Origin of the sequence: uncultured Marinobacter sp. (genome assembly GCF_963974375.1) — a bacterium.
Classification (GTDB): Bacteria; Pseudomonadota; Gammaproteobacteria; order Pseudomonadales; family Oleiphilaceae; genus Marinobacter.
Map to the genome: position 1 here is coordinate 1 of NZ_CAXBDN010000046.1, position 19,986 is coordinate 19,986.

General features: G+C 57.0%; 21 protein-coding genes. 5 read left to right on the top strand and 16 right to left on the bottom strand.

Annotated features, from left to right (window positions below; translation table 11 throughout):
* The coding region (locus AAC035_RS05920; RefSeq protein WP_339801209.1) for a helix-turn-helix domain-containing protein at positions 1 to 1,417 on the top strand (1,417 nt) is incomplete at its 5' end.
* Between the two features lie 137 nt (positions 1,418 to 1,554).
* Here the strand turns inward: AAC035_RS05920 and AAC035_RS05925 are convergent.
* From AAC035_RS05925 to AAC035_RS05940, 4 genes are all read right to left on the bottom strand, one after another.
* Entirely contained in the window at positions 1,555 to 2,865 is a 1,311-nt protein-coding gene (locus AAC035_RS05925; protein WP_339801211.1) for a TRAP transporter large permease subunit, read from the bottom strand.
* A complete protein-coding gene (locus tag AAC035_RS05930; protein WP_339801214.1) occupies positions 2,855 to 3,454 on the bottom strand; it encodes a TRAP transporter small permease subunit in 600 nt (199 codons plus the stop codon). Before AAC035_RS05930 ends, AAC035_RS05925 begins: the two co-directional genes overlap by 11 nt.
* A gap of 154 nt (positions 3,455 to 3,608) precedes the next feature.
* A complete protein-coding gene (dctP, locus tag AAC035_RS05935; protein ID WP_339801217.1) occupies positions 3,609 to 4,649 on the bottom strand; it encodes a TRAP transporter substrate-binding protein DctP in 1,041 nt (346 codons plus the stop codon).
* 44 nt (positions 4,650 to 4,693) lie between these two features.
* Positions 4,694 to 6,568 (bottom strand): AMP-binding protein, encoded by a 1,875-nt coding sequence (locus AAC035_RS05940; RefSeq protein WP_339801219.1) that lies wholly within the window; start codon positions 6,566 to 6,568, stop codon positions 4,694 to 4,696.
* A gap of 335 nt (positions 6,569 to 6,903) precedes the next feature.
* On the opposite strand from AAC035_RS05940, the gene AAC035_RS05945 reads away from it, so the two are divergent.
* On the top strand, positions 6,904 to 7,794 hold the full coding sequence (locus AAC035_RS05945; RefSeq protein WP_339801222.1) for a radical SAM protein: 891 nt from the start codon (positions 6,904 to 6,906) through the stop codon (positions 7,792 to 7,794).
* A 10-nt stretch (positions 7,795 to 7,804) separates the two neighbouring features.
* On the opposite strand, the gene AAC035_RS05950 is transcribed toward AAC035_RS05945, so the two are convergent.
* Genes AAC035_RS05950 through AAC035_RS05960 form a run of 3 tightly spaced genes read right to left on the bottom strand, consistent with a single transcriptional unit; the run spans position 7,805 to position 9,947 of the window.
* A complete protein-coding gene (locus tag AAC035_RS05950) occupies positions 7,805 to 8,437 on the bottom strand; it encodes a MarC family protein (RefSeq protein WP_339801225.1) in 633 nt (210 codons plus the stop codon).
* A 60-nt stretch (positions 8,438 to 8,497) separates the two neighbouring features.
* Positions 8,498 to 9,352 carry a putative RNA methyltransferase gene (locus AAC035_RS05955; RefSeq protein ID WP_339801227.1) on the bottom strand — a complete coding sequence of 285 codons (855 nt, stop codon included), beginning with the start codon at positions 9,350 to 9,352 and terminating at the stop codon, positions 8,498 to 8,500.
* A 19-nt stretch (positions 9,353 to 9,371) separates the two neighbouring features.
* A complete protein-coding gene (locus tag AAC035_RS05960) occupies positions 9,372 to 9,947 on the bottom strand; it encodes a phosphoribosyltransferase family protein (protein ID WP_339801230.1) in 576 nt (191 codons plus the stop codon).
* A gap of 62 nt (positions 9,948 to 10,009) precedes the next feature.
* On the opposite strand from AAC035_RS05960, the gene AAC035_RS05965 reads away from it, so the two are divergent.
* Positions 10,010 to 10,621 (top strand): hypoxanthine phosphoribosyltransferase, encoded by a 612-nt coding sequence (locus tag AAC035_RS05965; protein ID WP_339801232.1) that lies wholly within the window; start codon positions 10,010 to 10,012, stop codon positions 10,619 to 10,621.
* 80 nt (positions 10,622 to 10,701) lie between these two features.
* On the opposite strand, the gene AAC035_RS05970 is transcribed toward AAC035_RS05965, so the two are convergent.
* The 8 genes from AAC035_RS05970 to AAC035_RS06005 all read right to left on the bottom strand — a co-directional run bounded on the left by AAC035_RS05970 (position 10,702) and on the right by AAC035_RS06005 (position 16,766).
* Positions 10,702 to 11,313, bottom strand: a complete 612-nt coding sequence (locus tag AAC035_RS05970; RefSeq protein WP_339801234.1) for a GNAT family protein — start codon at positions 11,311 to 11,313, stop codon at positions 10,702 to 10,704.
* A gap of 83 nt (positions 11,314 to 11,396) precedes the next feature.
* Complete coding sequence (locus AAC035_RS05975; RefSeq protein ID WP_339801237.1) at positions 11,397 to 12,293, bottom strand: hypothetical protein; 897 nt, start codon at positions 12,291 to 12,293, stop codon at positions 11,397 to 11,399.
* Positions 12,294 to 12,314: 21 nt separating this feature from the next.
* Positions 12,315 to 12,761 (bottom strand): DUF5675 family protein, encoded by a 447-nt coding sequence (locus tag AAC035_RS05980; protein WP_339801240.1) that lies wholly within the window; start codon positions 12,759 to 12,761, stop codon positions 12,315 to 12,317.
* Between the two features lie 167 nt (positions 12,762 to 12,928).
* Positions 12,929 to 13,672, bottom strand: coding sequence for an alpha/beta fold hydrolase (locus tag AAC035_RS05985; RefSeq protein WP_339801242.1), 744 nt, complete (start codon positions 13,670 to 13,672; stop codon positions 12,929 to 12,931).
* Positions 13,673 to 13,737: 65 nt separating this feature from the next.
* Positions 13,738 to 14,844, bottom strand: a complete 1,107-nt coding sequence (locus AAC035_RS05990; RefSeq protein WP_339801245.1) for a tetratricopeptide repeat protein — start codon at positions 14,842 to 14,844, stop codon at positions 13,738 to 13,740.
* Between the two features lie 175 nt (positions 14,845 to 15,019).
* Positions 15,020 to 15,286 (bottom strand): hypothetical protein, encoded by a 267-nt coding sequence (locus AAC035_RS05995; RefSeq protein ID WP_339801247.1) that lies wholly within the window; start codon positions 15,284 to 15,286, stop codon positions 15,020 to 15,022.
* 336 nt (positions 15,287 to 15,622) lie between these two features.
* On the bottom strand, positions 15,623 to 16,369 hold the full coding sequence (locus tag AAC035_RS06000; protein WP_339801249.1) for a sulfite exporter TauE/SafE family protein: 747 nt from the start codon (positions 16,367 to 16,369) through the stop codon (positions 15,623 to 15,625).
* A 13-nt stretch (positions 16,370 to 16,382) separates the two neighbouring features.
* Positions 16,383 to 16,766: a RidA family protein gene (locus AAC035_RS06005; protein WP_339801252.1), complete on the bottom strand. Its 384-nt coding sequence runs from the start codon at positions 16,764 to 16,766 to the stop codon at positions 16,383 to 16,385.
* Between the two features lie 399 nt (positions 16,767 to 17,165).
* Between AAC035_RS06005 and ilvG the strand changes: the two genes are divergently transcribed.
* Positions 17,166 to 18,866: an acetolactate synthase 2 catalytic subunit gene (ilvG, locus tag AAC035_RS06010; RefSeq protein ID WP_339801256.1), complete on the top strand. Its 1,701-nt coding sequence runs from the start codon at positions 17,166 to 17,168 to the stop codon at positions 18,864 to 18,866.
* Positions 18,863 to 19,183 carry an ACT domain-containing protein gene (locus tag AAC035_RS06015; RefSeq protein WP_339801259.1) on the top strand — a complete coding sequence of 107 codons (321 nt, stop codon included), beginning with the start codon at positions 18,863 to 18,865 and terminating at the stop codon, positions 19,181 to 19,183. The genes ilvG and AAC035_RS06015 overlap by 4 nt, the downstream gene beginning before the upstream one ends.
* A gap of 2 nt (positions 19,184 to 19,185) precedes the next feature.
* On the opposite strand, the gene AAC035_RS06020 is transcribed toward AAC035_RS06015, so the two are convergent.
* Positions 19,186 to 19,986: amidohydrolase family protein (locus AAC035_RS06020; protein ID WP_339801261.1), on the bottom strand; the 801-nt coding region annotated here is incomplete at its 5' end.

Consider the following 19,986-nt stretch of genomic DNA (forward strand, 5'->3'; position numbering starts at 1 on the left):
GGAAGGCATACAGTCCGTGGTATCTGTGCCGATCCTGTCCGATTCGGAGGTCATCGGGGTGCTGATAGTTGCCGATCGCTACAAACGCCTCTACCAGCCCTGGGAAATTTCGGTTCTCACCACCCTGTCGGCCCACGCGTCAGTTGCCATCCGCAACGCCAGAACCTTCGAGCAGGAGCAGCAGGCCCTCAGGTCGGCAGAACAGGCCAACCGGGAGCTGGAAGACAAAGTGGCGGTGCTTGAGTACGCCACTGACGCTCACGAGAAGCTGACCCGACAACTGGCCAAGGGCAGCACTCAGCACGACATGATCAAGTTGATTTCGGACCTGTTAAGTGGCGACCTGGCCTTCTTTGATCCGGCCGGTTCCGTTATTTCGGCTTACCCGACTGGCGCACTGTCTTTCTTCGAGACCATAGCCATCAACGGCAGTTTCCGTGAAAAAGCCAGCGTCGCGATCGATCGCAGCCGCTTCACTGGCCGCTCCGTTCTGCTTGAGCAGGACGAGTATTCACTGGTTGTGATGGCTGTTTCGAGTGGCAACGACCACCTCGGATCACTGTTGATTCGTACCGAAACAAAGCTCCCCGGTCACAAGACCCGCATTTTTGAACGGGCCTCCACCGCTATCGCGGTGCTGAACCTGCTGGAAGAAAAAAAGACGGTCAGTAATCTGCAGGACATCAAAACGACTGTTTCCGATTTGCTGGCTCCAGTTGAAGCGACACGTCAGGCAACCCGTACCCAGGCGCTGCAGATCGGCATTGACACCAGTGCGCCCATGGTACTGGCCGTACTCGCCATCGAACCTTCGAAACGGCATTTTTTCCTCAAGCGAATCAGTAATCGGCTGAAGCTTATGATCGGCGTTGCCACAGACCTGAACGATCACATCACCGTGCTGATGAACGAAGAGGATGCTTTCAACGCAAGGCAGTTCTTGCGGGAACACGTGGCAATCGAGGCCAACTGGTCCGGGCTGATCGCGCTGTCCAACGTCATCCGACATTCAGCAGACCTGCCCAGAGAGTACCGCCTGGCAACCCAGGCACTGCACATCGCGGAGCAGCTCGGTCGTCGCAATTCGATCTTTTTCTACCACGAGTACGCGATCTACGCGCCGATATTCAACACCAGCAGCACTGTAGACATAGACGCCTTCATCACCGCAACGATTGGTGAACTTATCGTCTCGGATCGTGATCGCAAGACCGAGCTCAGCAGAACCCTGCTGACGTTTCTGAATCAGCAGCAGAACGCCCGGGCAACAGCCCGAAAGCTCAGACTGCATGTCAACACCGTCCATAACCGGCTGGAGGCAATCACCCAACTGCTGGGACCCTGGCAGCTGAATAACCGTTCCCTGGAAATCCATCTGGCTCTGCAGCTATTCAACCTCAGGAACGCCAGCACCTGAAGGCGCATAAACATTCAGCAGCAGCTGTTTCCGGGAGTGCAAAAAAAAGCGCCAGAGCCTCCACTCTGACGCAAACCCACAGAAGATAACGAAGCACTTCTCAGGCTTCTCGGGGACGCCTGCTGTCTTGCGGCCGCCTACACCAGAATACCCGGCAGGTAGAGCGCTATGCCCGGTATCAGACCGATCAGCAACATGCCCAGGAAAATCACCAGCACGTAAGGCACCACCGAGCGGTAGATGTCGCCCATGGTTACCCCAGGCGGCACCACGCCTTTCAGATAGAACAGATTGAATCCGAAAGGCGGCGTCATGTAGCCCACCTCCATCATGATAATGAACAGGATGCCGAACCAGATCGGGTCGAAGCCGAACTGATTCACTACCGGCATGAAAATGGGCAGGGTAATCAGCATGATTCCGATGGGATCGAGAAACATGCCCATGATAAAGACGATACCCAGCATGACGATCAGCGCCCCGACAGCGCCCCCCGGAATATGCTGCATCAGGCTCGCAATCAGTTGCTGGGCGCCCATGGCGTTGTAGGCGGTGGAGAACACATGGGCGCCAATGAAGATCCACATGATCATCGCGGAAATCACCAGCGTCTTGACCGCTGCTTCATGGATCATCTTGCGGCTGAACGAACGATGGGCCACCGCACAGATCAGCGCGCCCAGCGCCCCGATGGCAGCTGCCTCAGTGGGCGTAGCAATGCCCGACAGGATGGAGCCAAGTACCATCACCACAATCATGATGGGCAGGATCACCGCTTTCACCGAGGCCAGCTTTTCACCCCAGGAGGCACGCTCGTCCTTTGACAGCGCCGGGCCCAGTTCCGGTTGCAGGAAACAGCGGATCCCGATGTACAGGCCCACCAGCGTTGCCAGCAGGATGCCAGGCAAAATACCGGCCGCAAAGAGGCTTCCCACGGACACTCCGGTGTTCAGGGAATAGATAATCATGACCACGCTCGGCGGAATCAGAATACCAAGACCACCACCGGCATTGATGCAGCCCAGCGCCATTTTCTTGTCATAACCCCGCGCCAGCATGGCCGGCAAAGCCACAGCACCCATGGCCACCACGGCCGCACCGCTGATGCCTACCATGGCGGCGAAAACCGTACAGATGGCCACGGTGCCGATTGCCAGGCCACCCCGCAGACCACCCATCCACAGGTACATCATCCGATACAGGGACTGGGCAAGACCGGTTCGCTCAAGAATCAACGCCATGAACACGAACAACGGTATCGAAATCAGGGTAAAGCTGTTCATGGTGGTCCAGACCCGGCTGCTGACCATAAAAAAGCCATCAGCGCCCCAGGTGAAATACAGAAAGATGGCGGAAACGCCGCCCAGTACAAAAGAGAGCGACACCCCCAGGGCAACGAACAGCAGTAGTGAGCCGAAGAAAAGTGCGGTAAGAAGTTCAGGCGACATCGTTCTTCTCCCTGACGTCAGCAGGTTCTGCAACAAATTCCACAACCGTCCCTTCATTGCCGGCGACCATTTGTCGGGCAAGCTCGGGCCTTCCCAGCAGCACACAGACATCGCCCATAAGGCGCACAATTCCCTGCAGCAGCAACAGCATGATCCCCAGCGGAATCGCCAGCTTCAGCGGCCAGATGGCAGGATTCCAGGCTGAATAAGAGGTTTCACGCATGCTGAACGAGTCCTCAGCCATGGCCCAGCCCTCCTTGAGCATGACCGCCATGAAGGCGAAGAACAGAAATGAGGTGACAATATTCAGCAAGGCCTTTTTCCGCACGGCAAAGCGGTTATAGAGAATATCGACATTGATGTGCCCGTTGCGTACCAGCAGGAAGCCACCTGACAGAATGATATAGGCACCAAATAACAGCTGGGTCAGCTCCGACGCCCATACGGTGGGCGCCGAAAACGCATACCGCGAGATAATTTCAAACAGCAGTAAAACAAGCATCGCGACGACCAGATAACTCAGAATCCAGACGCCTAACAGCGAGTTCAGTCTCGTAATGAAACGAGACAACGACAGAATAAAACCCATAGCTTGCTCCGGGGCCCAGTCACCGGGGCCGGATAGGATCATGAGATCAGTGGAGGACGATACATTCGATTGACGATCCAGATCGGGGGTCCGTCCCCGGGAGGAGGTGTCTGACCTGAGCCAGACACTACTTCATGCATCAATGCAGAATCTGTCAGGCACCCCGACCCAGAGCCTCAAGGTAGGCTTCAAGGCGGCGAACGGCTTCTGCAGCGCTCGGGCTCTTTTGGGCTTCGACTTCGCGAAGTTCACGCCCGACTTCCCACATCCGTTCCTGGACTTCCTCCGGCAGAGTGATCACCTGAACACCCTCTTCCTCGGCCAGCCGGTTCAGCATTTCCTTTTCCTGATACTGATACTGGTTGGTGCGGGCCCAGAAGTGCTCAACCAGGGTGCTCTTGACCACCTGCTGAATGTCTTCCGGCAGATCAGACATCGCCTTGTCATTGATAATGAAAGCTTCAACTCCACCGATGCCCAGTGACGGGCGCACGTGGTATTTCGCAACTTCGTAAAGGCTCAGGGAATTTGCCTCCTGCGACGCGCCCCAGTGAGCACCATCAACAACGCCGGTGGATACCGCATGGTAAATTTCCGGGCCGGGAATATAGGTAGCTGACGCACCGACTTCCGACAGGAACTTCTGCAACAGGCCGGCGCCACGAATCCGCAGACCACTGAACTCCTCCATGGACTCTACCGGGCGCTTCAGCACCATTTCGGTGGGATACAGCTTATCGGTGTAGTAGTGGATGCCCTCGGCAGCCGCCTCCTCCATCACCAGCTCTTCAAAGCCGAGATGCTTCCAGAAATAGAGCGCTTCCCAGACGTCTTCAAAGGCCCCCGGCAACGCAAACGCCAGGCCCGCGGTGGGAATGTAGCTCATCAGGTAGGCGGGTGAAGTGTATCCCATCTCGATAACGCCACGACGAACCGCCGGAAAGATTTCCGTAGCTCCGAACAACGAATCTGCGGAGTGCAGTTCGATCTGCAGCCGCCCGTTGGTGCGCTCATACAACTTGTCTTTGACGGCGACCACACTGTCCTGCCAGGAACCGCTGCCCACCGGAAGGTGTGCCTGCAAACGCCACTTGATCACTTCCTGTTCGGCGTGAGCCGGTGCCACCATGGCGGTAGCACTCAGAACCAGGCCCAACCCAAGGCCGATGACGGATTTAATTCTGGTTTTCAGCATAACGACTTCTCCAAGTTCTTGTTTTGTTGGTTTAACGCATGGAATCAATTAAAAATAACGTCAACAGGTAACCCCGACAGAGCCCTTCTGACGCTTTCTCTTTCCTCTTCACTCACCGTTTCTTTAAATGAAATGGCGTAACGTCCATCCTTCGACTGATCGCGTTCAATGCCGATGCAGTCCACCTTGCCCAGCAGGGTCTCGGCCTCCATCTGTAATTTCTTTGCAATGGCGTTGTTCCGTAACGCCGGCTTGAACAGCTTGCCCACGGCGGTCACCGGAATTTCATCAACGACATAAATAAAACGGGGTCGCGCAGGCGGCTCATGGATCCGCGCCTCCAGGAATTTCCGGAAACCGGATTCGTCGAAACGCTGCTTCGAGGACACCGACACATAGAGCACCGGAACTTCCCCGGAATAGGCGTCGGGCATGCCCACCGCTGCGCTCAGCAGGACATCCGGGTGGCCATTGGCAACCTCCTCAATGGCAGCCGGGTCGATGTTGTGGCCGCTGCGGATGATCAGGTCCTTTTCACGCCCGGTCAGATGCAGGTATTGCTGGTCGTCCAGGTAGCCCACATCACCGGTGATCAGGAATCCTTCGGGTGTGAAACTGGCACGGGTATGGGCCGGATCCAGGTAACCGGCGACCACTTGAGGTCCCTTGATGGCTACCATGCCCGGTTCACCAGGGGCACAATCCTGCCATCCGCCCTGGCCGTCCTCCTGCAGAATCCGCAGGATCGAAAACGGTGCCCGTAAGCCAACACTGCCCCGCACGATCATTCCGTTCACCGGAGTGCTGGCGATGGATGCCACCGTTTCGGTCATGCCGTACTGCTCAATCAGCGTCAGGCCGGTACGGTTGACAAAGCGCTCCGCGATGGCACGGGTCAGGGAGGCGCCGCCGGTGAGGACATAACGCAGGGATGAAATATCGGAACCCCCGATCTCCACTTCACTCATGGAGCCAATGGCCGTGGGTACGCCGGCCAGATAGGTAGCGCGAAACCGCTCCGCCAACCGCCAGATGTCGCTGACAACAGCCTTGTTGCGAAAACCCGAGGGCGTCAGCATCACCACATGACCACCGGCTGCCAGCACCGACAATCCGACGGTGGAAGTGCCTCCCACGTGAAACAGGGGAAAGCCATTCAGCGCGCAATCCTGCTCACTGAGATCCAGCAGTTGCGCGAGACTCCAGGCACCGTGAATCTGATTGAGCTGGCTCTGGGGCACCAGCTTGGGCAGCCCGGTGGTGCCACCAGTGTGGAACAACGCAGCAATGTCGTCCCGGCAAGCCGGCTGGCCGGCAATCAGGGCATCCGCTGGCTGAACTGCACATCCGTCGCTGAAGCTGACGAAACGCTTTGGATCCAGGCCCTCGGGTACCGGCCCCAGCACGATCACCTTGCGGATCGAACTCACCGCATCCGCAATCGTCAGCGCCTTCTGCCAAAGCTCGTCATCCAGCTCCGGCGAGGGACACAGCAGGAATTCGGCCTGTTCCGTGGCAACCAGCGAGACGATCACGTCGGTCGAAAGAAGATAGTTCAGGCAACTGGCAACCCCGGTGGTCTGGGCTGCCCAGAGCGCAACCGGCATGTCGGCGTAGGTTCGTGACAGGATTGCGATGACGCTGGTGCGGCCAGCACCCAGATGAGTCAACAGATTGGCTGCACGATTGATTTCGGAAAACAGCTCGCGGTGGGTCAGAGTTCGGGTCGGTTCATCCGGGGCCACCGAATCCAGAACAGTGAGCGCAGGACGATCACCGTGCAGACCAGCCGTTGCAGCAAACAACTCATGCACGTTGTTGGCGGGCACCAGCTCGTCGTAGCTGAACTGCTCGAGCGCCTCGATATCCTGAGTCGTCCGCACCGGCATCACTGATCGTGTTGTTTTATGGTTTTTCATGGTCAACATCATGTGTCTGGAGCACTTCACACCGGGCCGATCCGCAGACCGCTTTGGTGACAGAGCCTTTAGTGTTGTTGTGAGGGCCAGGCCGGCAAACGCTGCCAGTCGAAACCGGGAGCCATTCTGATTTCCTGGCAAGCCTCCAGCAATGTGACAACCATACATATTTTTATATTTTTAATGTTATATCCGACCATTATCGGCCCAGGCATACCGGATCAGACACCACGATGATCAGCGCCTGCTCATGAACGACCAGCAGCAACCATTCAGCTTCCGCCCCCAATTGGTTAAGCTGTACTCCGTTTCCGCAACGTCCGGAGTTTTCCGTTATGCACAGCTTCCCTATCAACTACATCGAACCGGTGTTCCGGCCCCCCAGTGAGGCCCACTCCCTGATCCTGCCGGTCACCAATGGCTGTTCGTGGAACAAGTGCACCTTCTGTGAGATGTACACCGCGCCCCAGAAAAAATTCCGGGCCAGGGATGAAAAGGAAGTACTGGAAGAGATCCGCAAATGCGGCGAGCGAATGATCGTGCAGCGGATTTTCCTGGCGGATGGCGATGCCATGATCCTGCCGACCGGCCGGTTACTGACCATCCTCGGGGCGATCCGTGAACACCTGCCGGATGTAGAGCGGGTAACCTCCTACTGCCTGCCCCGCAACCTCAAGCGCAAATCCGTCAGTGAGATGAAAGAGCTCAGGGATGCCGGTCTGGACATGCTGTATGTGGGTGCCGAGTCCGGCGATGATGAGGTACTGAAGCGGGTTAACAAGGGCGAGACTTACGAATCCACCAAAGACGCCCTGCTGAAAGCCGGTGAAGCCGGCATCAAGCGTTCGGTGATGATTCTCAATGGCCTTGGCGGCAAAAGCCTGAGTGAGCAGCACGCCCGTAACTCGGCCCTGCTGATGAACGAAACCCAACCGGAATTCCTGTCCACTCTGGTGGTCAGCTTTCCCCAGGGCATGGAGCGCTACAAGGAGCAGTTCCCGGATTTCGAACCCCTGGATCAGCCCGCGTTGTTCCGGGAAGTGGAGCAGTTGCTGAGCACCCTGGAGCTGGACAACACCGTGTTCCGCAGTGATCACGCCTCCAATTACCTGGTACTCAAAGGCACACTGGGCGCCGACAAGGAAGCCATGCTGGCTCAGGTCCGCACCGCCATAGATACTCCGGAGCGGGCCCGGCTGAGGCCCGAGTGGGCGCGGGGGCTTTAAGCCCTCGACTTCAGGCCATACCGGTACTGGCAATAAACCCGGCAATACCGGTGAGCACGATTTCGGCGGCCATGGCCGCCAGAATCAGGCCGCTGATTTTCGACATGATGTTCAGCCCGGTGCGACCCAGCAGCTTTTCCAGTGGTCCGGAGGCCAGCAGCAACAGCGCCAATACCGCCAGACTGGACACCAGCCCCAGCAAACCACCCACCACTTCCGGCAATGCCTTGAGCTCCGCGCCGTACACCAGAATGGCACCAATGGTTGCAGGCCCGATCATCACCGGGATCGCCAGCGGTACCACCGCGATGTCGTCGCGATCTTCGTCCGGCAGACTGGTGGCGTGGTTGCGGGTACCGCTGGTGACCAGGCTGATGGCGGTCAGGAACAGCAGACAGCCGGCACCGATGCGGAAGGAGTTCAGGGTAATGCCAATGGCGGCAAACAACACCGGCCCGGCTAAGAACAGCACCAGACCCAGGATCAATGCGGCAATAATGGAACGACGGATCACCGATTGCTTTTCAGTGGTGGACTGCCCCCTCGTCAGCGCCAGGAACATGGTCACCACAAAAAATGGCGCCAGCAGAAAAATGAACCGGACGGTACTGCTGAAATAGGTACTGAAAAACGCTTCAATCACAACGACATTCCTGGCGGGAGAAACAAACCACAAGCATAGCCGCGATCGGGCAGGACGTCGTTACGGGAAAGGACCTAACCTAACAAACCGCCGCACCACCACATCCACCGTAACCGTCAATGAATCCAGAGCCTGCGCCTTCTCAAGTCCCTCAGCCTTGGCCCGGTATAGATGCGGCGTCATGGCCAGCAGGTCAGTAATCTGATCCTGGGTCGACAAGACTAGCTCATAGCGAAGGGGCTCCGTACCCGCCAGCTCAAACCCCGGCGGTAATTCCCGATCACCGGTTCCCGGCTCCTTGAGCGTGGGGTAGATAATCTCCCGCAGCTGCCGTAAATGATCGGCACCGGCATCCACCTGGATCAGCTGACCGCCGTGCCTGAGCACCCGGGCGAACTCCCCGTATACCGGGAAGCCGAACAGGCACAGAATACGGTCCAGGGACGCCGTCTGTATCGGCAGGTTGGCATTGGTGCCCACCACCCAGGCCACCCGCCGATCCTGCTTCGCCGCTGCCAGCACCGCCCATTTCGAGATATCCAGGCCTATCAGCTCCAATGGCTGGGTCAGGCCCGGCTCAGCGGCCAGCTGCCGCAGGTAATAGCCCTCCCCGGCGCCGGCATCCAGGCAACTCAACGGCGCATGTTCGGGCGCATCCGCCAGCACGGTGCGATTCACCGCTGCCGCAATGGGCTGGTAGAAGCCGGCATTCAGAAAGCGCTGCCGGGCCGCCACCATCACCTTGCTGTCGCCGGGGTCCAGGGTTTTCTTTTTCTGTACCGGCAGCAGGTGCACATAACCCTGACGGGCCACATCAAAACTGTGGCCGGCAGGGCAGCGCCAGCAGCTACCCTCCTGGGTCAACGGGTCACCGTCGAGGGGACAGGCCAGGGCCTGAAACGGGGTAATGCTCATGGAACCGGTCATCTGTGGGTCAGGACGAGCCTTGCGGCAGGTGCGGGGCAAGGATCTCGTAGAGCTCCGGCCGGTTGGCACGAATTTCTTCCGGCGTCAGCCCTTCCAGGGAGTGGGGGTACTTGAGCCAGGCATCGGTCTTGTGGACGTAGTAGTGGGGATCCCAGCCAACCTCGTTGCGATTGGGCTTGTAATAGGGCACAGCCACCCGGATATCGTGCGGCGTATTGAGCCGGGCCCGTTGCTTCAGCTCGTTTATAATAGCCTGCACCGAACGACCGGTATCGAATACGTCGTCCACAATCAGCAGGCCGTCGTCGTGGGTGATGTGTTTCACCAGATAGTTCAGACCATGCACCCGCACTTCCCGGCTTTGCTGGTCGATGCCGTGGTAGGACGAGGTGCGGATGGCGATGTGGTCGGTGTGCACTCCGTGGTAATCAAGAAACTCCTGCACGGCAATGCCCACAGGTGCGCCACCGCGCCAGACCGCAATCATGAAGGTGGGGCGAAAGCCGGATTCGAGGATGTCCGCTCCCAGCTGAAAGGCATCTTCCAGCAGGCCCTGGGCACTCAGGTATTGTTTATTGGCCATAAGACGATTAGCTTGTGAGGTTAGCCGTCATATTCCCATCACCAGGAGCACTCTGGCAAGCGATGAACCCCAATTCCCACACGCCACCGGCCGAACGTCCCAAACGCTTCCTCGATGAGAACGAACTGATTCAGGACGCCTTTCGGCTGGGGGTTATGGTTTACGAAAGCGGCTTCCGGCCCAATTTTATTGTGGGACTCTGGCGGGGCGGCAGCAGCATCGGCATCTACGTGCAGGAATGTCTGCAAACCCTGGGAGTGGAAACCGATCACATTGCCCTGCGCACCTCCTACAAAGGCATGCACGACTACGACGCCATGGTGGCCGCACCGGACGCTAAAATCCGGGTACACGGCACTCATTACCTGCTGGACAACCTGAACCAGGACGACCGCCTGCTGATTGTGGACGACGTGTTCGGCAGCGGCCACAGCATTGAAGCCGTGCTGCGCCGTCTGCGCTATCAGCTCAAGCGCAACATGCCCCAGGATACCCGGGTTGCCACCCTGTACCAGCGCACCGGTGCCAACCGCACCGAGTGCAAGCCGGACTACTGCCTGCACCAGACCACTGACTGGCTGGTATTCCCCTACGAACTCAACGGCCTCTCCCGAGCCGAAATCGACCAGCACAAGCCCTGGCTGAGTCCGTTTCTGGATGGTGTGAAGGGCTGAAACGGGAGATTCAATCTTCCTTTCCAGCTCCTAAACACCATCGAAAATCAGAATTCCGATCTTCATCGCCTTCGCTGTCGTCATGCCCTGCCCTCCGGAGGCCGGTCCAGCATTCCCCGCAGCCGTTCACTGACGGCCGGCCATTCCTGGTCGGTAATACTGTAGTACACGGAATCCCGCACGAACCCGCCCTGGGTCACCATATGCCTGCGGAAGACCCCCTCCCTGACGCCCCCAATGCGCTCGATAGCTTTCTGGGAACGCAGGTTGCGGGCGTCGGTTTTCAGCTCAACCCGATAGGCACCCAGGGATTCAAAGGCGTGCTGCAACAGCAGGAATTTGGCTTCGGTATTCACCGCCGTCCGTTGCCAGGGCCTGGCCACCCAGGTGTAGCCAATTTCCAGACCATGATCCCGGAGACGAATATTCAGATAGCGGGTACTGCCCATCACCTCGCCGGTGTCCGGGTGAATCAGCACATAGCTGTAATGGATCCCCTTCTCCCGAAAATCGAACGCCTGCTGCACCCAATCCGATACATCGTCACGGCTTGTGAAGCAGGACCGGGGCAAATAAGCCCAGTCTTCTGCCATCTGCCCTGCCATCCACAGACCATCAATATGATGCTCCGCCAGCGGTTCAAGTCGCACATGGCGGCCTTCCAGGATTTCAGGAACAACGGTGAATGTCACGAGCGCCTCCTTGCGGCGAAAGGTCGGGAATAATGCGGAACATGAGGTTTTAATACTAACGCGGCAGGCTGGGACTGGGTAGTTCAGTTCACTGGAAGTACACTGCGGGCATCGATGTACCCGATAAACTCTGTACCGGTCTCAGGGTCAAGATACTGCACTTTCACCCAACCATCCTCCACAGCTGAAAGACGACTGAGTGACGTCGCGCCTGCAGGAATTTCAGCAAGTACCTCCCCATCCGGCTCGCCTCGGAGCTTCGTCTCCTCCTGCGTCCATAACCGGTAAACCCATGGCTGTCCAAGGTAGTGATCAGGCTGCGCATCCGGGACAACGGACATGCCAAACTCGGACATCGACAGGGGAGCGACAGACTGCAGCTGTCCATAGGTAAAGAGATGGCCGGCTTCGATCAACGCAACAAGCCCTGACATCGTCACCGACACCGGCTGAATTGCTTTACCCTCACGATCTTTGAGGAACCCGGGGGGCAAATCTCTGAAAACCTGAAGCAACGTTTCAGCCTCGTCATCAGAGCGTGAGTAAGTGGTATCGAGATCGTCAAAATACCTGTTCTCCGACCGGGATTTATAAATAAAGATACGTTCAGGCGGCGCCACATCTGCAGCGCCACGGAATGACAGACTGGGTAAACGACCAACATCATTAGGTGCTGGATAGAACCGGAACATCAATAACCGCTCAGGTTCGCTGTCAGCCAAAGATTCGATATCATCTTCCAGATACAGCAGCTCCCAATAGGCGAGCAGCACTCCCTTGAGTTCAACCTCGCCCTCGAACACCAGAAAGTTCGGGTTTTCCGACTTTCGGCTGTAACTCAGACCGCTCTGATCGGGGACGCTGACTTGCAGTTGCGCCTGGTTGGTTGCCTGATCTGCAGATGCGACAAGTAACCACGAAAGCAGCACAGGGAATGTGATCATCCTGCTCCATCCCCGACCGATCAAAAGTTGCTTCATCCAAGTCTCCATCGCATCGTTTTACTGATAGTCAGAGGTGATATTCAAACGCACAGATGCGATCCCGACCCTGTCCAGATAGCGCTTGAACGCGCGCAGTGCACTGACACTTCTACCCACAAAATCCTCAGCGTGGGTTTCACCAATCAAAAGACACCCATCGGTCTGATTCGGATAATTGCCATTATGAATATAGATCCAGCGGTTCGCCGGTACCTTGTTGCTGACTATCCAGGGGACCGGCAGGTGCGGCCTTACACCTGGCAGCGTGGTTCGGTTCTGCCACTGAAGCTGATAGATGCCTTCCGGAATTCTGAGACGAAGACCGGACTCAGTAGTGTCTGGCCCGGGCCTTTCCAGAAAGAAGCCACGCTGCAATTCGTTTTCTTTGGCGCCAGGAACAAAAAACTCACTGATCGTCGAGCTTTCGGTCTGCCACTTTCGCGTGACAGTGATGATAGAAGGCATATGCGAAACTCCTTTCGCTGCGGTCGTCCATAGATCCCTGGCAATATACATCCTCCACTATGACCAAAAAACAAACGGCATCACATCATGTCGTACGGGTTTATATTTCAACGCTCGGTCGCTTCAAAGGAAGCTACAGCAAACCTTTACCGCAGACCTGACCAGTATCAAGTAACTTTACCCAGAAATCTCTGTATCGCACCAATCAGCTCCGGGCCACCGAACAGCGTCATGGCATGCCCAACACGGGGGAGCACAAGGAGTTCGGCACCAAGATGTTCTGCCGCTCTTGTCGCGGCGACCAGACGCTGGTCGTGCTCGCCGATAAACAGGAACATGGGAATGGTCATCCCGTCCAGCGCAGCAGACTGGTCATGGCGATCGACCGCTGCGGCAACCAGTGCGACCAGGTCATTCTGAAGTACCACGGGCTTGGCGGCATCCACGATGGTTTCACCGATAAATGCCTCCAGCGCTTCAATGAAGGCTTGCGGATCTCCGCCGGAAACGTGGCGAAACGGCTCTGCTGACTCATCAAATGGATGAGCCCCGCCGGCTATCAAAGAAGACACCCGCTCCGGGTACTGAGCCGCCATCCCGAAGGCCAGCCATCCGCCCATGGAATAACCCAGAAGATGGGCCCGATCCAGGTGCAGGTCGTCCAGCACGGCATTGATATCCGACAGACGGTGTTCCAGGGAATAGGCTTCCGAACCATGGGGTTTGTCGCTTTTACCGTGGCCGCGGAGGTCCACAAGTATCACCTGGTAGTCTTTCGCCAGTTCGCCGGCAATACCGGTGTATTGCCACTGTGCGCTACTGGCGGTGAACCCATGCAGAAGCACAACGGGTTCGCCTTCGCCGAGGACTTCGTAGTAGATGACCACGCCATTGTTATTGATGGTTGCCATTGGGTGCTTCCTTTGGTGGCCGCTGCCTGGGGTAGCGAAACGGCCTGAAGACGCCGCTGGACACACTAACCCCTGGGCACTTGCTGCAGGCGATCGTATAAGGCTTTAGCTTTCTCACTGCCTAAGTCTACAGCCTTTGCCGCATCAAGTTTGGCCGCATCGAAGTCCTGCAGATGGTAGTAGGTGCCTGCACGCTCAAGGTAGGCACGGTGATCGTTGGGCTTGATGGAGAGGTACCTTTCCCAATACCCCAGAATATCCATGAGTTTCCCCTGCTTGAACAGCGCATGGTCAATCAGCTGATAGTACCGAAACTCATCCGGCTTCAAATCAATTGCACGATCCAGAATCGCCTTTGCCTGTTCTGGTTGATTATCCTCAATCAATTTTCTGGCCTGCCTGAACAGTGATTCCGCATCTTCTGAGCCGCTCGAACCTTCATCTGCGGATGCAATGTCAGGCGTCCGGACATAGCCCATTAACCTTACCCGAAGGTTGTTTATACACTCATCGTCAGGCTTGAGCGCATGGGCTCGCTGGATATCCATGAGGGCTTCATTAAAACGCTTGAGGCCTGCGAAAGACCTCGCTCGCCAATAGTAGTAATCACCGTCTTCGCTGCCGCGATTAATAACGGCATTGAAATCAGTCAGCGCTTTTTCGTGATCGCCCAGCCGAGCATGAGTTTGACCTCTTACAAAATAAGCTCTCGGTTGCGTGCCCTTATCAATCGCAATAGAGAGATACTCGAGGGCTTGCGAATACTCCTTCCTGATATACGCCATCCGTCCAGCTTCGTAATGGGCGTAGGAAACCAGTTGCTGGAGCCTGGGGTTACTACCGACGTGTTGCTGTGCAGAGTTGGCAAAGCTGGTCATCGAAAGCAACGTTCCTCCCCACTTGGGATCCAGCGATTCCAGGTAGTACTTTCGCCCCAGGTAGGTCAGAGGATAGCGCGCTGTTGCCTGTTCCAGTGCGCGGAGAGCCTCCGGGTAGTTGCCGCCAGCCTTCGCAATACGGATACGAAGGCAGTATGCCCAAAGCGCGCTTCCCTCAAGATCCAGCGTCCGGGTCAGATCGCTCTGCGCACGGTTCATGAACTCCGTCATTCGATCCAGATTTTCTTTCGGCGTTTCGTTAATAAAGGCACCACCCCGGGCCGTCCAGCGCACTGGGGTCGTAATCCCGATACCCAAACCGGATCAGGCCAGTATCGGCATCTCCAGAAGCGGGCCTGGTACTGGAAGCGGAAGGTTTCCGCCGCTTTCTATTATCCACTATGAGAAATCCGGGCTAAAGATAAGGTCCCCGAATTGCGGGGACCTTATCTTGCATTTTTCGTAAGTATTAACTCTTCTTTTTAGCCTCTTCCAGCAATTTTTTTTGCTTTTCAAATCTCATAATAAAATACAAATTTGTAAATAATAGCACTACACCAACCACTAGGAAAAAGGGGTTCGAATAATCATGGAAGGAAATAAAATCAAAAGGATTTGTTTCTAAAAAAATTCCATATAAAGCTAGCCCTGAAACTATTGCTCTAGGATTAAACACAAAAGCTAGCAATATTATTTTTATCTTCAGAATAACAATTTCTTTGTCAGTTTCCATCATCCAACCTTCTTACTATGGTGCAGAACAATTATTATTGTCTTCACAGGCTTTCATGCAGGCAGCATACGCTGTAGTGCCTCCCGCTAGACCACCCGCTAGACCAATAGATCCCGCAGCGTAGGCCAGCCCTGCTGGCCCGCCAACTGCAGTGTAAGCAGTCCCAATTCCTACACCAACTGCCCAACCACCAGCATAATTTTGCGTACACTTAGTTTGACACGAACTCGGGAGGTTAGAATTATGACTAGCAGGGAAGGCAGCACAATCGCCGCTCGGACAATAATTCGGCGGATAGGGCGCATCACGACATGTCGTACAGACTTATATTCATGCAACCTAAAACCACACCAGCTTCACCAATATCGCCACCACCATCGCCAGAGTTAACCACTTGATCCAGAGCGCACCCTGCGGCCCCATATTCACCCGCACCGCCAGCATGGCGCCGGCGATATGCCCTGCCGCCAATATCAGTCCGATACCCCAGAGCACCTGTCCATTGGCGGCGAAAATTCCCAGGGCCGGCAGGGTGTAGATGAGGATGACCAGCACCTTGATGACATTCACTTGGGGCAGATCGATCTTGAGCATGCGGTAGAGCACCACGATGAACAGGGCGCCGACACCCACCTGGATGAAACCACCGTAGATACCGATCAAAAACATGCCGGCGTACGCCGGCAGAGTAAGGCGGTCTGCCGTCAACGGGCGGGTTTCGAGAGCGGGTTGTGGCAGCAGCATGAAAGCCGAGGCGCCAATCATCGAGACAATCAGCACCCACTCAAACATCTCCCGGGAAACCCAGGTTGCCAGCCAGGCTCCCACCAAGGCACCGGTCACCGCTGGCAACGACAGCCGCAGACTGACAGCCAGATGACGCTGTCCGGCCTGCATAAAACTGCCAACCGCCGCCAGGCTTTGCAGGGTAATGGCTACCCGGTTGGTACCGTTGGCTACCTGGGGTGACAGCCCCATGAATATCAGCAGCGGCAGTGTCAGCATCGAGCCACCGGCGGACAGCACGTTGATAAACCCAGCCAGCCCGCCGATGCCCAGCAGCATCCCCCATTCAATGAGTGTCATACCCGGTGAATATTCAGCGTTTGACCCGAGCGGTCACTTCAATTTCCAGCTTCATGGCATCGTCCAGCAGACCTGCCACGAATACGGTGGCTGCCGGGCGGGACTCGCCCAGGTATTTCTGGAATACCGGCCAGCAGGGTTCGAAATCTGCCCGGTCGGGGTAAATGTAGTGAACGCGCACTACGTCTGCAAAGCTGCTGCCCGCCTGCTCCAGTACCTTGCCGATATTGCGGAAGCACTGCTCTGCCTGCTCGACCGCGTTGTCGGAGATGGTCATGGTGTCGTAGTTGAAACCGGTGGTGCCGGACACGTACACGTAATCGCCATCAACTACAGCACGGGAATAACCAATCTTTGACTCGAATTCAGAACCGCTGGAAATCAGTTTGCGACTCACGGTGGGTATCCTTTTGAGGTGTGAAAAGTAAGGTAAGAGCATAGCAGTCACGATGGTCCGGATGGACCAATCCGGCGGATTCTAGTGGATTCCATAAGGACTGGGAATCATCGAAATCGGGCGTCGTCAGTAATCAGGGGTTGCGCTGCTCATAAATCCCGGGGTACATTTCAGCCATCTATTTATTTCAGTCAGTCAGACCCGAGCAAAACCTGAATCATGAACTTTAACGCCGTTGCAGTCATCGTAAAGCTAGTCCTGGTGGTCGTGGTACCATCCGGGGGCCTTTGCGTGGACAGACGGTTAACTGACTGACAAACCGAAAACACCAAAAGCCCCCGGCACCGAAAGGTCCGGGGGCTTTTTTTTGCACTGGAAAAAGAGAAGAAGGCAAACCTGATGAACGGCGCACAGCACATACTCGAGGCATTTCAACGCCACCAGATTGATACGGTTTTCGGATACCCCGGCGGCTGCATCATGCCGCTGTACGATGCCCTGGTCGATGCGGTGGGTGTGGAACACGTGCTGTGCCGGCATGAACAGGGCTGCGCCCTGGCCGCCGATGGCTACGCCCGGGCCAGCGGCAAGACCGGGGTCTGCATTGCCACCTCCGGCCCCGGTGCCACCAACCTGATTACCGGCGTTGCCAATGCCCACCGGGACTCGGTGCCGATGCTGGTTATCACAGGCCAGGTTCCTTCCGGTCTCATCGGCACCGATGCCTTTCAGGAAACGGATGTGCTGGGCATGACCCTGGGTATCGTCAAGCACAGCTATCTGGTGGACGATGCCGACACCCTGCCGGCCATCATGGAGGAAGCCTTTGAGCTGGCCGCCAATGGCCGGCCCGGGCCGGTCTGGATCGACATCCCCAAGGACATCCTGTTGACCGAAGTGGCCACTGCGCCGGTCACCGTGCCGTCCGGCGTGCCATTCGCAGACGTTGATATCAGCAGCGCCCTGGCCATGCTTCGTGCCGCCAGCAAACCCCTGATCTACAGCGGTGGCGGCGTGTCTCTGGCCCATGCGGAAGACGCCTTCCGGGTGTTCGCAGAAACCTCAGGCCTGCCCGCCGTGGCTACCCTCAAAGGCCTGGGTAATGCCGGCAAACATTCGCAGTACGATCTGGGCATGCTGGGTATGCACGGTTCTCTGGCCGCCAACCGGGCGGTGGATGATTGCGATCTGCTGCTGGTCATTGGTGCCCGGCTGGACGACCGGGCCACCGGCAACCTCAGCGGCTTCGCGCCCAATGCCCGGCTGATTCACGTGGATGCGGACGCTGCCGAGTTCAACAAGTCGCGACAGGCGGAAGTCACGTTGCGTGGTGATCTGAAGGACATTCTGAGGGCATTCGCGGAGGCCCTGCGAGCGCAACCGTTGGCCATCAGCGACTGGCAGACCCAGTGTCGCACCTGGCACACCACCGGCGGCTTTCACGCAGCGGACAATGAAGATCCCTACGCCCCCATCATCGGCCCGGCCTTTATCCGGCAGCTGTCCCGCATTACGCCGGACGACACCGTCATCGCCTGTGACGTTGGCCAGCACCAGATGTGGGTGGCGCAGCACTATCAGTTCGCCAGTCCGCGCCATCATCTGACCAGTGGCGGCCTCGGCACCATGGGCTTCGGCTTGCCAGCTGCCATCGGTGCCCAGTTTGCCGATCGCAGCAGCACCGTGATCAATGTCACCGGGGACGGCTCCTTCATGATGAACGCCCAGGAGCTGGCCACCATCCGGCGCTACAACCTGCCGGTCAAGCTGATCATTCTGGACAATCAATGTCTGGGCATGGTCCGCCAGCAGCAGGAGTTGTTCTACGACAACCGGGAAAGCCAGATCAATCTGGACGACAACCCGGACTTCGTCACCATGGCCCGGGCCTTCGGCATCCACGGTCTGCACATCGAACGCACCGATCAGATCCGCCGGGGCATCGAGACTCTGCTGGCCTACAAGGGCCCGATGCTGCTGCATGTGGCCATTGCCCGGGAAGAGAACGTCTGGCCCATCGTTAAACCCGGCGCCAGCAATACCGACATGATTGACGAAAGCCAACGCAGACAGAAAACTCACAAGGAACAGGTAGCATGAGCCCTCAATCTCAGACGCAGTCCCACGCAGAATTACACGGTCAGCCACCGGCCAGCCCCGGCTATACGCTCAGCTGCCGTATGGTCGACGAGGCAGCGGCGCTGGAACGGCTGTGTCAGGTGGTGCGGATTCGCGGCTTCCGGATCGCAAAAATGGCCATGGAAAACACCGGGGAAATGCTGGACATTACCCTCACCTTGCAGGGCACCAGGCCTGTCGCCATGCTGCAAAGCCAGCTTGAGAAGCTGCACACTGTGCGCACAGTGGCTCTGGATACGGCCACGCCGGATCAGGTCGCCGTCAGTCGCAGTGCCTGAGGTTACAGGGTGTTCTTGTAGATCACTCCGTTCTTCATGATGACCCGGAAGTTGTTTTCCGGGTCGCCGATCAGCGACAGGTCCGCAGTAGGGTCACCCTCCACCAGCAGCAGGTCGGCAACCGCGCCTTCCTCTACCACGCCTACAGGACCAGGTAACGGATAGCGGGGGCCAGCCATAGCAATGAGACGTCCATTGTTACCCGTCGCTATCTGCAGCACTTCGCCGGGGCTATACCAGCGCTCCATGGAAACCAGCAGTGCATTCTGTTTCGGTGCGAAGTCGCCCGTGCCGAGCATATCCGTACCGAAGGCCACTTGTACCTGGTATTTTTTTGCCAGTTCGAAAGCCCGATCGGTGCCCTGCTGCACCATGATCTGCTTGAGGCGCGCCGGTCCTGTCTTTGGATTCGCAAGCTCATTGTCGATAAAAGGCTGAAGGCTCCACCATACTTCTTTTTGAGCCATCATCTTAACGGTGTCTTCGTCCACAAGCTGACCGTGCTCGATACTTCTCACCCCTGCCTCGAGGGCCATTTGCACTGCCCGTGAAGTGTAGGCATGAATCGCAACGTAGGTGCCCCAATTTTCAGCCGCCAACACCGCAGCACGCATTTCCGCCGGCGTATATTGAGTAGCATCAATGGGGTCGTACATGGAAGTCACGCCACCGCCACCCATCAACTTGACCTGGGTCGCCCCCAACATCAGCTGCTCCCGGACCCGTTTCAATACCGCATCGGTACCGTCGGCAATGGCGGTAACGCCAACCCGGTCGCTGTAGGTCAGGCCCGCATTGTTGGG